The organism is Binatus sp. (SeqCode), assembly GCF_036522015.1.
Classification (GTDB): domain Bacteria; phylum Desulfobacterota; class Binatia; order Binatales; family Binataceae; genus Binatus.
On record NZ_DATDGQ010000041.1, the window covers coordinates 1 to 13,403 of the forward strand.

13 protein-coding genes are annotated in these 13,403 nt (G+C 61.5%); 4 read left to right on the plus strand and 9 right to left on the minus strand.

Going from position 1 to position 13,403, the window contains the following annotated elements:
- Nucleotides 1–306, minus strand: a 306-nt coding sequence (locus tag VIW95_RS01665) for a helix-turn-helix transcriptional regulator (protein WP_331583364.1), incomplete at its 3' end; no start/stop codon positions are given.
- Nucleotides 307–362: 56 nt separating this feature from the next.
- A complete protein-coding gene (locus VIW95_RS01670; protein ID WP_331583366.1) occupies nucleotides 363–1,058 on the minus strand; it encodes a YqgE/AlgH family protein in 696 nt (231 codons plus the stop codon).
- 373 nt (nucleotides 1,059–1,431) lie between these two features.
- Here VIW95_RS01670 and VIW95_RS01675 point away from each other — a divergent pair, with 373 nt between their 5' ends.
- From VIW95_RS01675 to VIW95_RS01690, 4 genes are all read left to right on the plus strand, one after another.
- Nucleotides 1,432–2,991 (plus strand): sulfatase, encoded by a 1,560-nt coding sequence (locus VIW95_RS01675; RefSeq protein ID WP_331583368.1) that lies wholly within the window; start codon nucleotides 1,432–1,434, stop codon nucleotides 2,989–2,991.
- A gap of 76 nt (nucleotides 2,992–3,067) precedes the next feature.
- On the plus strand, nucleotides 3,068–4,210 hold the full coding sequence (locus VIW95_RS01680; protein WP_331583370.1) for a TIGR03364 family FAD-dependent oxidoreductase: 1,143 nt from the start codon (nucleotides 3,068–3,070) through the stop codon (nucleotides 4,208–4,210).
- Entirely contained in the window at nucleotides 4,210–5,028 is an 819-nt protein-coding gene (gene phnX / locus VIW95_RS01685; protein ID WP_331583372.1) for a phosphonoacetaldehyde hydrolase, read from the plus strand. The genes VIW95_RS01680 and phnX overlap by 1 nt, the downstream gene beginning before the upstream one ends.
- A 95-nt stretch (nucleotides 5,029–5,123) precedes the next feature.
- Nucleotides 5,124–5,819: a DsbA family protein gene (locus tag VIW95_RS01690; protein ID WP_331583374.1), complete on the plus strand. Its 696-nt coding sequence runs from the start codon at nucleotides 5,124–5,126 to the stop codon at nucleotides 5,817–5,819.
- A gap of 81 nt (nucleotides 5,820–5,900) precedes the next feature.
- On the opposite strand, the gene purF is transcribed toward VIW95_RS01690, so the two are convergent.
- The 7 genes from purF to dut all read right to left on the minus strand — a co-directional run bounded on the left by purF (nucleotide 5,901) and on the right by dut (nucleotide 13,357).
- Nucleotides 5,901–7,379: an amidophosphoribosyltransferase gene (gene purF / locus VIW95_RS01695; protein WP_331583376.1), complete on the minus strand. Its 1,479-nt coding sequence runs from the start codon at nucleotides 7,377–7,379 to the stop codon at nucleotides 5,901–5,903.
- Nucleotides 7,372–9,600 (minus strand): phosphoribosylformylglycinamidine synthase subunit PurL, encoded by a 2,229-nt coding sequence (gene purL, locus VIW95_RS01700; protein WP_331583378.1) that lies wholly within the window; start codon nucleotides 9,598–9,600, stop codon nucleotides 7,372–7,374. Before purL ends, purF begins: the two co-directional genes overlap by 8 nt.
- On the minus strand, nucleotides 9,597–10,286 hold the full coding sequence (gene purQ, locus VIW95_RS01705; protein ID WP_331583380.1) for a phosphoribosylformylglycinamidine synthase subunit PurQ: 690 nt from the start codon (nucleotides 10,284–10,286) through the stop codon (nucleotides 9,597–9,599). The genes purL and purQ overlap by 4 nt, the downstream gene beginning before the upstream one ends.
- Nucleotides 10,283–10,528 (minus strand): phosphoribosylformylglycinamidine synthase subunit PurS, encoded by a 246-nt coding sequence (gene purS, locus VIW95_RS01710; protein WP_331583382.1) that lies wholly within the window; start codon nucleotides 10,526–10,528, stop codon nucleotides 10,283–10,285. The genes purQ and purS overlap by 4 nt, the downstream gene beginning before the upstream one ends.
- Before the next feature lie 31 nt (nucleotides 10,529–10,559).
- Nucleotides 10,560–11,249 (minus strand): phosphoribosylaminoimidazolesuccinocarboxamide synthase, encoded by a 690-nt coding sequence (gene purC / locus VIW95_RS01715; RefSeq protein WP_349259274.1) that lies wholly within the window; start codon nucleotides 11,247–11,249, stop codon nucleotides 10,560–10,562.
- Between the two features lie 155 nt (nucleotides 11,250–11,404).
- A complete protein-coding gene (gene purB / locus VIW95_RS01720) occupies nucleotides 11,405–12,850 on the minus strand; it encodes an adenylosuccinate lyase (RefSeq protein ID WP_331583386.1) in 1,446 nt (481 codons plus the stop codon).
- A gap of 63 nt (nucleotides 12,851–12,913) precedes the next feature.
- A complete protein-coding gene (gene dut, locus VIW95_RS01725; protein ID WP_349259275.1) occupies nucleotides 12,914–13,357 on the minus strand; it encodes a dUTP diphosphatase in 444 nt (147 codons plus the stop codon).
- Nucleotides 13,358–13,403 lie beyond the last annotated feature (46 nt).

Genomic DNA, 13,403 nt, shown 5'->3' on the forward strand with positions numbered 1-13,403 from the left:
GCGTCTCATCTGTTCGTCCTTGCGAAAATCTTCCCACGCCGACTTCGCGTCGGCCTCCGGCTCGGGATTGAGGAGTGCGTGAGCGCGCGGGTTCGCGAGGAAAAACAGCTCCCGCCGATCCAGCCCGAGCACTTCGGCCAAGCGCGTGACGATCTTGTCCGACGGGTGGCGCTTGGCAGATTCGAGGTGCCCGATGTACGGAGTAGAAGTCTTGATGCGCCGCGCGACCTCTTCCTGGGTCAGGTCGAGTTGCCGCCGGCGATCGCGAAGTACTTGACCGAAACTACGTTCCCTGGTCCGTGCCATTGCATGCCATCCCTTTGAAGAGTTCCTGCCGCGGCGAGGATCAACCGCGTTCCCAATCAATCGGGTGAGATTCGACGCTGCCAGTTTGTACCATCCAAGAGCCTATAAGGCAAATTCAGTTGCGTCGCCGTCCCCGCTCGAGCCTCATCGAGGTCACCGCCTTTCACCAGGATGGACCACAGGTCCTTTGCGTCGCTGAAAACCAGCTCGGGTTTCGCCGGGACCACGTACCACGCGCCCGCCATGACTTCGCCGTAGAGCTGGTCGCGCAGCCACTGAGCCTTTCCTGAAATAACCCGGAAGTCGGTGATCCGCGGGTCCTCGAGGATCGCGGCAATGGCGTCGTGGCCGGTCGCGACGTAAACGTCATCGACGACCCGTGTGGCGGAGCTTTGTGCCGACGACGCGCGGAAGATCACCGATAATTCGCGATGCTGATGGAGCAGTGGAACGTCGTCGAGCTCGACCGGCCCGCCCGTGTAGATCGTTTCATCCGGACCTTTCAAGTCGCGAACCTGCGGGAACAGATCCCGCACCCGCTGTTTGGCAGGACTGTTTATGATGAGGCCGGCCAGCAGCGGCGGCTCGGTGGACGGCACCATCAGGATAACGGAGTGCTGAAAGAACGGGTCCTGCAGATCGCGGGTGGCAACCAGAAAGGACGGCTTCGTCAGGTCGGTGCTGTGAGCGATTTGCGATGTCGCAAGGGTCGCAATCAGCACCGCGCATACTGCCAGGATTCCCGTGGTCACAGGTCCGCGGAGTCTGATGCTGAATGCCTGCATACCTCAACTAATACCGTCATTTCGAACCGAGGTTCAACGCGCCGGTCGCGATTTCAAGCGCGCCACCGCCCCTATTTGAATGAGGGCAGTGGCGCGTGCGTGAATCGGGAAAAATTGAGAATTTGATGATTCTGAGCTTAGACTCGAATTTCGTGTTTACGCGCGCGAGCTTGCCTGCCGATTATTACTAATCTGTAACCTTCGCCGAGATCGAACGTCCTTATATTCGTAGCCGAAGATTCCTGTTCGCGCGGACGTTCGTCCTGCGCGAATCAGATGCCCGCGGCTGTTCTCGTGAAGGGACCTGCTACCACTGGCTGTGCAGCTAAACAAAACTGTATTGCGACAACCGCCAAGCCTCATCATTGCGCTGGCGCTGGTGCCGATTGTTCTTGTCCTTTCGTGCAAGCCGCGAATTCTCATTGAAAAGAAGCCTGCTTCCGCGGGCGATCCACCGGGAGGGCCGCGGATAGTTCCGGCCGCGGAGCCGACGCCGCTGAAGAGCCCGAATATCATCTTCGTGCTCACCGACGATCTCTCGCTGAACCTGCTGCAATTCATGCCCCACGTGCTCAAGATGGAGCGCAACGGCGCCACTTTCGCGAATTACTTCGTCACGGATTCGCTTTGCTGCCCGTCGCGCTCGTCGATCTTCACCGGCGAGTTTCCTCATAACACTGGAGTGTTTCGTAACTTCGAACCTGACGGCGGCTACGGCGGCTTCAACGCCCACGGTAATGAGCCGAACACTTTCGCGGTGGCACTTCAGCGCATCGGCTACAAGACTGCGATGCTCGGAAAATATTTGAACGGCTATGAGCCGACGAGGAACGGCCCTGCGATGGGGTGGAACGAATGGGACGTCGGCGGGCTCGGCTATCCTGAGTTCAACTACGCGCTTAATGAAAATGGCACGGTCGTCTATCACGGCATGAAACCTCGCGACTATCTGACCGATGTGCTTTCGCGCGCGGCAGTCAAATTCATCCAGAAGTCGCAGGGCGCGCCCTTCTTCATCGAGATCGCCACTTTCGCGCCCCACTTTCCGTATATTCCCGCTCCGCGCGACGCGCGCGCGTTCCCCGGTCTGCTTGCTCCGCGCACGCCGGCCTTCAACGCGGCGCCGGACGCCAACGCGGCCAAGTGGCTGATCACGTATCCGCCGCTGACCAAGGCCCGCATTGATTTGATCGATCGAAAATTCCGGATGCGCGCCCGATCGGTGCTCGCGATCGATCAGATGATCGGCAACCTGCGGGCGGCGGTTGCAGCGGCCGGCGAGGAGAAAAACACTTATCTGGTCTTCAGCTCTGACAACGGCATTCACATGGGCGAGCACCGCTTGATGCCGGGCAAATTGACCGCGTTCGATACGGACATTCACGTCCCGCTGGTCGTCACCGGGCCCGGAGTTGCGCCAGCGCACATTATCAATGAGGTCGTTGAAAACATCGATCTCTGCGCGACCTTTGCCGAGCTTGCCGGCGCTGGCGTTCCGGCAACAGTCGACGGCCGCAGCCTTGTGCCCCTATTGCGCGGGGCGCAGGTTCCGGAGTGGCGCACCTTGGCGCTGATCGAGCATCACGGGCCGCCGGTTGAGCGGATGAATGAAGATGACCCGGATGTGCCCGCCAGACGCAGCGGCAATCCGCCAAGTTACGAGGCGATCCGCTCGCGCGATTCAGTCTATGTCGAATACGATGACGGGACTCGCGAGTATCACGAGTACGCCAGCGATCCGTACGAGCTGCGTAATACCTTCTCGACGCTGTCGCCGGGCGCCAAAGCGTCGCTGCATGCGGCGGTAGATGCGCTTCGTATCTGTCGCGGCACGCAAGCATGCTGGCAGGCAGCGCGACCTTCAAAAAACCCCGAACGTGTCGAGAGTCCCGCGCGCTGAGAGACGGCCAGCGACGCCCCGTCCTCCTTGAAGGCACTGACCACGGCGGCCTCAAGTGCTATTGCTGTGGGCTGCGATGAGTTCGAATCGAAAAGTGGACGTGGCGATCGTCGGCGCCGGGATCCTCGGTCTCGCGCACGCGTACTTCGCGGCAAAGCGCGGACGTTCGGTGGTCGTGTTCGAGCGCACTCCCCGGGCGCAGGGAGCGTCGGTGCGCAACTTCGGGATGATCTGGCCGATCGGGCAAAAGGCCGGCGTAGTTCACCAGATGGCGATGCGCAGCCATCAAATCTGGAATGAGATGCTCGACGCATCGCGATTGCAGTATCGCCCGACCGGATCGCTTCACGTCGTTTACCATCAGGATGAGGCAGACGTCGCGCGCGAGTTCGTCGAACGCGCGCCCGCGCTCGGCTACACCTGCACGTGGCTTTCGCCTGCGGGAGTACGGACGAAGAGCACGTCGGTAAATTCCAAAGGACTTCTCGGCGGGATCTGGAGTCCTACGGAGCTGACCGTCGATCCTCGACAGATACTTGCGAAGCTGCCGGCGTTCCTGGCTGAGAAATTCGGCGTGCAGTTTCGATTCGGTACCGCAGTGAAATCGATTGATTTGCCAAACATCGAAGCCGGTTCGGAAACGTGGCAGGCAACGAACGCGATTGTCTGCGGCGGCGACGATTTCGAAACGCTCTTTCCAGAATTATTTGCGACCAGCGGGATCGATCGATGCAAACTGCAGATGATGCGCACTGCGCCGCAGACCAATGGCTGGGAACTTGGCCCGGCGCTCGCCGCCGGCCTCACCCTGCGTTTTTATCCCGCATTCGAAATCTGCACGGCGACGCTGCCGAAATACAAGGAGCGGGTCGCGCGCGAGTTGGCCGACTACGACCGCTTCGCCATTCACACGCTGGTCTCGCAGACCGCGGACGGCGCGTTGACGCTCGGCGATTCGCATGAGTACGGACTGGCCGTCGATATTTTCAACAAAACCGAAATCGACGAACTTGTTATGAACAATGTGCGCGAGTTTCTTGTTGCACCCGATCTGTCGATCGCGCAGCGATGGTACGGCGTGTACGCAAAACATCCCGACAAAGCATGGATCGCGATCGACGCGGCCCCCGGCGTTCGCATCGTCACGGCGGTCGGCGGCTCGGGCATGACACTGTCCTTCGGCCTGGCCGAACAGATGATCCGCGAGATGAACATATAATGAAGCAGTCGTATTCGGGGCCGGTGAGGGCAGTCATTCTCGATTGGGCGGGGACCACGGTCGATCACGGCAGTCTCGCGCCAGTGCGGGTTCTGCAGCAAGTGTTTGCCAAGCGCGGCGTTCTCATCTCGGAGGAGGAGGCGCGGCGCGACATGGGCGTTCTGAAAATCGACCACATCAGAAAGATTCTGCTCGGCTCAGGCGTCTCGGCGCGATGGCGCGACGTCGTCAAACACGATCCGACCGAGGCGGATGTCGAGAGTCTGTTCGCGAACTTCGTGCCGCTCCAACTCGAATGCCTGGTGAAATACTCCACTGTGATCGACGGAGTCGCGGCAGCAGTCGGGCGCATCCGCAAACGCGGAATCAAAATTGGCAGCACGACCGGATACACCCGCGCGATGCTCGAGATGATACTGCAGCCGGCCGCCGCGCAGGGCTACGCGCCCCACTGCGCAATCACTCCGGACGACGTCGGCGCCGGACGCCCGTTTCCGTGGATGATCTTCGCCAACGCCATCCGCCTGCGAGTCGAGCCGCTCGAGGCGATCGTGAAAATCGGCGACACTCCGGTCGATATCGAGGAAGGATTGCGCGCGGGAGTGTGGGCGATCGGCGTCGCGCGCACCGGCAACATGATTGGATTGTCCGCCGAAGATTTCGCCGCGCTCGCGCCCGCCGTGCAAGCGGGTCGCCTCGAGAATGCGCGCAATGCGCTGTTGGCAGCCGGCGCGCATAAAGTGATCGACGCCGTCGCCGATTGCGAGAGCGCTATCGACGCGATCGAGGTGCGCATCCACAAAGGCGAGCGTCCGTAGCATCGAACATTTGTCTCTCTCCCGCACGCCCGCTTGCGAGTCTTTACCTTCGAACATAAATTACTGGCTACACGTTACGGAGGGGGGATGACTCATTGCGTAACAGAATTAGTCTGACTGTGGCCGGCATCATCGGCGCCATGATGCTTACCTCGCTCGCGGCTTTGGCAGGACCACACAGTGCCAACGTTATGCTGGCGCAGGACGATTGGGTTCGACTTCCTTCGTCCGGCGGTAATTCGGATTCAGAACCGCCGACTCGCTCGACTTCGCAAGACGCCAAGCCGGTCGCGGACCATCCGCAACGAGGCGGCGACAACGCGGCCGTGACGATCGTGGAGTACTCCGACTTCCAGTGCCCGTATTGCCGCGCGGTGGAGGCTTCACTCCGCCAGGTAATGAAGAAATATGGCGACCAGGTGCGACTGGTGTACATGGATTTCCCGCTGGCTTTTCACCAACACGCGATTGAGGCCGCGATGGCTGCGCGATGCGCCGATGAGCAGGGCCAGTTCTGGACCTATCACGACGCGCTCATTGAAAATCGCTCGGCCCTCTCAACGCCCGGATTGAAGAGCACTGCCGAGCAGCTTGGGCTGGATTCACTGACGTTCGATCGGTGCCTCGATGGGCGCAAGTACGAGAGCTCAGTAATCGCGGATCGCACGCAGGGCGAGAGGGTCGGCGCGCACGGAACACCCTACTTCATCGTTGGCAATCGTTCTATGAGCGGCGCTCAGCCGGCGTCAGCTTTCCAGGCGGCGATCGACGAGCAGCTTCGGAGCCGCTAGATCTCTTGTTACTACGGTGCAGGGTTTAACCCTGCCCAAGGAAGGTGAAACCCAAGGATGGGTTTCACTAAGATTAAGTTCCTACCTTCGGTCAGCCTTTAGTCCATCTTCATTTGCAAGAAACAAATGCAACTGCGCAGGTGTGGTATCGCGCGGAATCTCGACCGGATAGTTCCCGGTAAAGCAGGCGTCGCAAAATCCTTCGCGACTGTCGCCGTTGAACGAATACAATCCGTCCCAACTTAGATAGGCGAGCGAGTCGGCGGTGATGTAGCGTTTGATCTCCTCGATCGAATGCGACGACGCGAGCAGCTCCTCGCGCGTCGGTGTGTCGATGCCGTAAAAGCACGAGTTGGTGGTCGGCGGCGACGAGATGCGCACGTGAACTTCGCGCGCGCCTACCTCGCGCAGCATCGGGATCACTTTCCTGAGCGTGGTGCCGCGCACGATCGAGTCCTCAATCAGCACGATTCGCTTGCCGCGCAGCAATTCCGCCACCGGGTTGAATTTGATCTTCACCCCGAAGTGGCGAATCGACGAGCGCGGCTCGATAAACGTGCGGCCGACGTAGTGGCTCCGCACCAGCCCCATCTCGAACGGGATTCCCGACTCTTCCGCATAGCCCAGCGCGGCAGGCGTGCCCGAATCCGGCACCGGCACAACGATGTCCGCCTCTACCGGCGCTTCGCGCGCGAGCGCTCGACCATGCTGCTTGCGGACTTGATACACGTTGCGGCTGTAAACCTGGCTATCGGGCCGCGAGAAATACACGTACTCGAAGATGCATCGCTTGGTCGGCGCATGCGCGAACGGATTGAGCGAACGCATGCCGCCGTCATCGACGACGATCATCTCTCCCGGATTGATCTCGCGAATATATTCGGCGCGGACCAGGTCGAGCGCGCAGGTCTCCGACGCCACGATCGTCGCGCCGTTGAGATTGCCCAGTACCAGCGGGCGGAAGCCCTGCGGATCGCGCACCGCGATCATTGAGTCTTCCGTCAGCACTACCAGCGAGTAGGCGCCGCGCACCTGTGCGAGCGCCTCTGCCACCCGTTCCGGCAGCGTGGGCGCGTGCGACGCCGCGATCAGATGAATCATCACTTCGCTGTCCGACGACGACTGAAAGATCGATCCGGTGGACTCCAGCCGCTCGCGCAACTCGGTGAAATTTACCAGGTTGCCGTTATGCGCGAGCGCGAGCCCGCCGCGCGCGTACTCGACCACCAGCGGTTGGCAGTTGCCAATAGTCGTCGAGCCGGTCGTCGAGTAGCGGTTGTGTCCAATCGCGCTCGTCCCTTCGAGCTTCTCGATGATTGAGTTGTTGAAAACGTCAGCGACCAGTCCCATCCCGCGATGCGAAATGAGCGACTTGCCGTTGGAGGAGACGATACCCGCCGACTCCTGTCCGCGATGCTGCTGCGCGTACAAGCCGAGATACGCGAGGTTGGCGGCCTCGGGATGCCGGTACACGCCGAACACGCCACACTCTTCGTGGAAGACGTCGAGTGGCGATTCTTCGACTGCTTCGACTGCAAGGACCGAATCTTCTTCAGTCATCGCCTCTGAGCCTCCCTGGAATCGCGTCTTCGTAAATCCGTTGCAACTCGGAAACGTCCTCTTCGAGTGATCCAATTTTGAGCCGCGGATCGTCGATTACTTTGCCGACGACCGCAAACTCCAGTCCTCGACCCGCAAACAGTTTCTCGACTCGCGCCAAGTCAGTTGGGGCCATCGACAAAATCACGGTCGATGCACCTTCGCCAAAAAAATCAACCGCGTCAGCGTTTCCAGCTCGCCCAAGTTCGACTTCGGCTCCCAGAATCGCCCGCGGATTGAAACAGGCTTCGGCCAGAGCCACCGCAAGCCCGCCCTCGGCGATATCGTGAGCTGATCTTATCAGCCCTTGTTCAGACCCTTCAACCAGCCCCTCTACCAGAGCCGCTTCGCGCGCCAGGTCGATCGCGCGCAGGCTCCCGCCGTCGATTCCGAACAGCGCCGAATACTCGCTCGCCGCCAGCGACGGCGCGGCCGTGCGCACTATCGCGATCGCGTCACCGGGATTCTTGAAAAACTGGGTGACGTGCCTCGCGACGTCGATCATCACGCCCAGCACCGCAATCGTCGGCGTCGGCGGAATCGCGTGGCCTTCGGTCTCGTTGTAAAAACTGACGTTGCCGCTGACCACCGGCGCGCCGAACGCGATCGACGCGTCACGCAGCCCTTCGACGCCCCGGATAAACTGCCACATCACTTCGGGCCGCTCGGGATTTCCGTAGTTCAGGCAATTCGTGATTCCGACCGGCCACGCCCCCGCGCACGCGACATTGCGCGCCGCCTCGCAGACTGTCCCGACTGCCCCCAGATAAGGATCGAGCGCGCACGCGCGGGGATTCGAATCGACTTTGAGCGCCATCGCGCGCCGCGAATTCTTGATTCGGATCACCGCAGCGTCGCTGCCCGGTCCCAGCACCGTGTTGCTCTGCACGATCGAGTCGTATTGCCGATATACCCACTTCTTCGACGCGACATTGGGACTGTCGAGCAACGCCCGCAGCGCTTTGGAAGTCTCAGGATGCTTAATGGCCGAAGTTTTGGCGGATGGTTGAATCTTCGGCGGAGCCGCGGGACGATCGTACAGCGGCGCGTTATCGGCAAGCGCGCCGATCGGAATATCGGCGACCACCTGCCCATGCCATCGCGCACGCCATCGCTGGTCATCGGTGATGCGCCCGATCACTACCGCGTGCAGGTCCCACTTCTCGAACACCGCCTGCAATTCCGCCTCGCGCCCGCGCTCCGCAACGATCAGCATCCGCTCCTGCGATTCGGAGAGCAGGATTTCGTACGGCGTCAGATTCGCTTCACGCAGCGGCACCTGGTCGAGATCGAGTTCGATCCCGAGTCCGCCATGCGACGGCATCTCGCTCGATGACGACGTGAGTCCCGCCGCGCCCATGTCCTGGATCGCGACGATTGCGCCAGTCTTGCCCGCTTCCAGGCACGCTTCGATCAACAACTTCTCGGTGAACGGATCGCCGACTTGCACCGCCGGCCGCTTGGCCTCGCTCTCCTTGTCGAACTCCGCCGACGCCATCGACGCGCCGTGAATTCCGTCGCGCCCGGTCGCGGAGCCAACGTAGAGGACCGGGTTGCCCACGCCGCGCGCCTTCGCACTCATCATCTCGCCCTTGCGCACCAGCCCCAGGCAGAACGCGTTGACGAGAATGTTCGCGTTATACGCCTCGTCGAACATCACTTCGCCCGCGACTGTCGGCACCCCGACGCAGTTGCCGTAGCCACCGATTCCGCCGACCACGCCGCCCAGCAAAAAACGCGTGCGCGGATGCGCGAAGCTGCCGAACTTGAGCGAGTTCATACTCGCGACGGGCCGCGCGCCCATCGTGAAAATGTCGCGCAGGATTCCGCCGACGCCGGTCGCAGCGCCCTGGTACGGCTCGACGAACGAGGGATGGTTATGGCTTTCGATTTTGAACACCGCCGCCCAGCCGTCGCCCACGTCGATCGCGCCCGCGTTCTCGCCGGGTCCCTGCACGACGAGCTCGCTCTTCGACGGAAGCGTCCTCAGATGACGCCGCGACGATTTGTACGAGCAATGCTCCGACCACATCACGGAGAACACGCCAAGCTCGGTGTAAGTCGGCGTGCGTCCGATGATCTCCTGAATTTTGCGATACTCGTCCGGCGCAAGCCCGAACGCGCGGGCCTGTTCGACATCGACCCCCGGCTCGCCCGCCAGCGACACAGGATGCGCGCTCATCGCGCGCTCCCCGCAATCGACTGAAAAATCTTGAGCCCGTCGGTACCGCCGAGCATCGGCTCGACCGCATGCTCCGGATGCGGCATCAAACCAAAAACGTTGAAGCGCTCGTTGGCGACGCCCGCGATCGCGCGCATCGAGCCGTTGGGATTTGCTGCGTCGCTCTCGCGCCCGTCAGCATCGACGTAGCGCAGAGTCACCTGCCCGCGCTCTTCCATCTGGCGCAGCTCATCTTCGGGCGCGATGTACAATCCTTCGCCGTGCTTGATCGGCAGCCGCAGCACGTCGCCCAGCTTCGTCGCACGCGTGAATGGCGTGCTCGCGTTCTCGACGCGCAGCCACACGCGCTCGCATACAAAGGAGAGCGAGCGGTTGCGGGTCAACGCGCCCGGCAGGAGATGCGCCTCGCATAGAATCTGAAAGCCGTTGCAGGTGCCGATTACGAGACCGCCGTCGGCCGCGAACTTCGCCACGCTCTTCATGATCGGCGAGAAGCGCGCGATCGCGCCGGTGCGCAGGTAGTCGCCGTAGCTGAACCCGCCCGGCAGCACGATGCACTCGACGCCGCCGAGCGATTCGTCCTTGTGCCAGAGTATTCGCGCGTCCTGGCCCATCACGTCCGCGAGCGCATGCAGCGCATCACCGTCGTCCAGTGAGCCGGGGAATCGCACGACGCCCCACTTCATTCGCCATCCACCTCGAAGCGGTAATCCTCGATCACCGGATTGGCGAGCAGCGCCTCGCACATCTTCTTCGCTTCGTCGCGCGCTTCGGAAGCGGTGCGCGCGTCGATTTCCAGGGTGATGTACTTGCCGACTTTGACGCGCGAGACGTTTTTGAAGCCGAGACTTTGCAGCGAGCTTTCAACCGCGCGCCCTTGCGGGTCGAGGATTCCCGTCCGCGGGGTGACGAACACCCTTACTTGCAACTCACTCCCTCACGCGCGCCACCATCAACCATTAGTTTTCAACCCGCCGCAGCATCTCGTGATAAGCCTCCTCGACACCGCCCAAGTCGCGGCGGAAGCGATCCTTGTCAAGCTTTTGGCGCGTCGCTTTGTCCCAGAAACGGCAAGTGTCAGGGCAAATCTCGTCGCCGAGGAGAATTTCGCCGTGATGCCTTCCGAACTCGAGCTTGAAATCCACCAATATCACACCGCGCTCGTCGAGAAATCTTTTCAGTATCGAATTCACGTTCAGCGCCATCACGTCGACTTGCTTGAGTTCCTCGGCGGTCGCCCATCCAAACACGCTCGCATGCTCGCCGATGATCAGCGGATCGTCGAGCGCGTCGGACTTGTAGTAGTACTCGACGATGGGATGCGGCAGCGGCTCGCCTTCCTCGCGTCCGAGCCGTTTCGCCATCGAGCCCGCGACGATATTACGCACGACAGTCTCGACCGGGATGATATTGAGGCGCTTGCAGAGCATCTCGCGATCGTTCAGGCGCCGGACGAAGTGCGTCTTCACGCCCTGCTTCTCGAGCAGTGTGAAGAACAACTCCGACATGCGGTTGTTCATCACGCCCTTGTCCTCGATGGTGTCCTTCTTCTTGCCGTTGAAGGCGGTCGCGTCGTCCTTGAAGTAGGCGATGACGAGGTCCGGGTCGGACGTGGAGTAAAGTTTCTTCGCCTTGCCCTCGTAAAACATTTCGAGTTTCTGCGGAGTCGTTTCCACGTTGCGTTCTCCCTTGGGTTGGTTCGGAATATCTTAATCTAATCATCTTACCGACCGGTCGCCTCATCACAACGAAGCCAGCGCCAGTTGTCCACAAAGCCGGGCGCGAGCGTTGTGGATAGCCGGCTTCACCGCTTGGCCGCGCGCACCTTCTTAGCCAGTCCGATCTCGGTCTTCGCCGGCGGCGCGAATTGTTCAACCAGCTTCGCCGCCAGTCCCACGTAACTCCGCGGATTCAACTCGCGCAGCGCGTCTCGCGCGGCGTCGTCCAGCGGCAGCGTCGCGATGAATTCCTCGATGACGCGCCGATCGATTCGCCGGCCACGCGTCAATTCCTTGAGCGTCTCGTAGGGTTTCGGCATCCCGTGGCGGCGCATCAAAGTTTGGATCGCCTCGGCAACGACCTCCCACGCCTGCTCAGCCTCGAGGTCCTCGGCAATCCGCGCCTCGTTGAGCTCGACGCGCGCGAGGCCGCGCTCCAACGACGCGAGCGCGACGACCAGATGCCCGAACGCCGTGCCCATCGCGCGTATCGCGGTGCTGTCGGTCAGATCGCGCTGCCATCGAGAGATCGGCAGCTTCGCCGCGAGGTGATCGAAGAGCGCGTTGGCGATTCCAAGATTGCCCTCACAGTTTTCGAAGTCGATCGGATTCACCTTGTGCGGCATCACCGACGAGCCGGTCTCGCCCGCGACGGCCTTTTGCGCGAAGTAGCCGATCGCGATGTAGCTCCACATGTCGCGGCAGAAGCCGAGCAGGATGGTGTCGATGCGCATCAGGATGCCGAACAGCTCGGCGATAAAATCGTGGCTTTCGATCTGCGTGGTGAGCGGATTCCAGGTGAGGCCGAGGTGCCCGACGAAATTTTGCGAGTGCGCGATCCAATCGACCTCGGGATGCGCGAAGTGATGCGCGTTGAAGTTGCCGACCGCGCCGTTGAGCTTGCCGAGAAATTCCTGATGGCGAAGCTGCGAGACCTGGCGCGCGAGACGCGTCGCGAATATCGCCATCTCCTTGCCGACCGTGGTCGGCGACGCTTCCTGGCCATGCGTCCGCGCCATCATCGGATGCGATTTGTAGCGATGCGCCAGCTTGACGAGCGGCGCGTTCGCCGCCTCGAGCCGCGGCGTCAGATCGTTCGCCACGAACTCCTTCAGAATGAGCGCGTAGGCGAGATTGTTGATGTCCTCTGAGGTGCATGCGAAATGCACCATCTCGATTGGCAGCGCAGCATCGATCGCGGTGACTCGCTCTTTGACGAAATACTCGACCGCCTTGACGTCGTGATTGGTGGTCGCCTCGAGTTCCTTCACGCGGCGCGCATCGTCGAGTGTGAAGTCCTCGTAAGCGGCGCGCAGCTTCTTCGCAGTCGCGGCAGGAATCGGCCGGAGCGCGCTGATCGCGGGATGCCCGGCGAGCGACAGGTACCATTCGATCTCGACGCGGACGCGGTAGCGAATCAGCGCGAACTCGCTGAAGTACGCCTCCAAGCTCCGGGTGCGCGCGCGGTAGCGGCCGTCTATAGGCGTCACCGCGGTCAATGCCGCGTCGGTCTCGGTTGGTCTGTCTTTCACTGTGTGCTGATAGAACTAAATTACGCGAGGATGGTCGCGCAATCGAGAGGTGCGTCGATCGGCTTAGCGGCCGGTGTGTCCGAAGCCGCCGGGGCCGCGGGCGCTGGGCGCGAGTTCATCGACCTCGACGATGTCGGCGCGAATGACGGGCGCGATGATGAGTTGGGCGATACGATCGCCGGGTTTAATCACGATCGGCAGGTCGCCCAAATTCACAAGTAATACTTTAACTTCTCCGCGGTAGTCGGCATCGATAGTTCCGGGCGAATTGATGAGCGCGAGGCCCTCTTTCAGCGCGCGGCCGCTGCGCGGGCGCACTTGCCCCTCGTAGCCGGCCGGAATCTCGACGGCGATTCCGGTAGGAACGGCGCGGCGCTCGCGCGGCGCCATCTCGATCGGCGCACCGATGTCGGCCATCAGGTCGATCCCCGCAGCATGCTCGCTCTGATAGGCGGGAAGCGGCAGCGCGCTTTTTCGAACGCGGGCAATTTTCAAAGTTGGTCGCATCGTTGCGATCTCGTATGGCGAATTGTTCGCGCGATGGCAAGCGCTC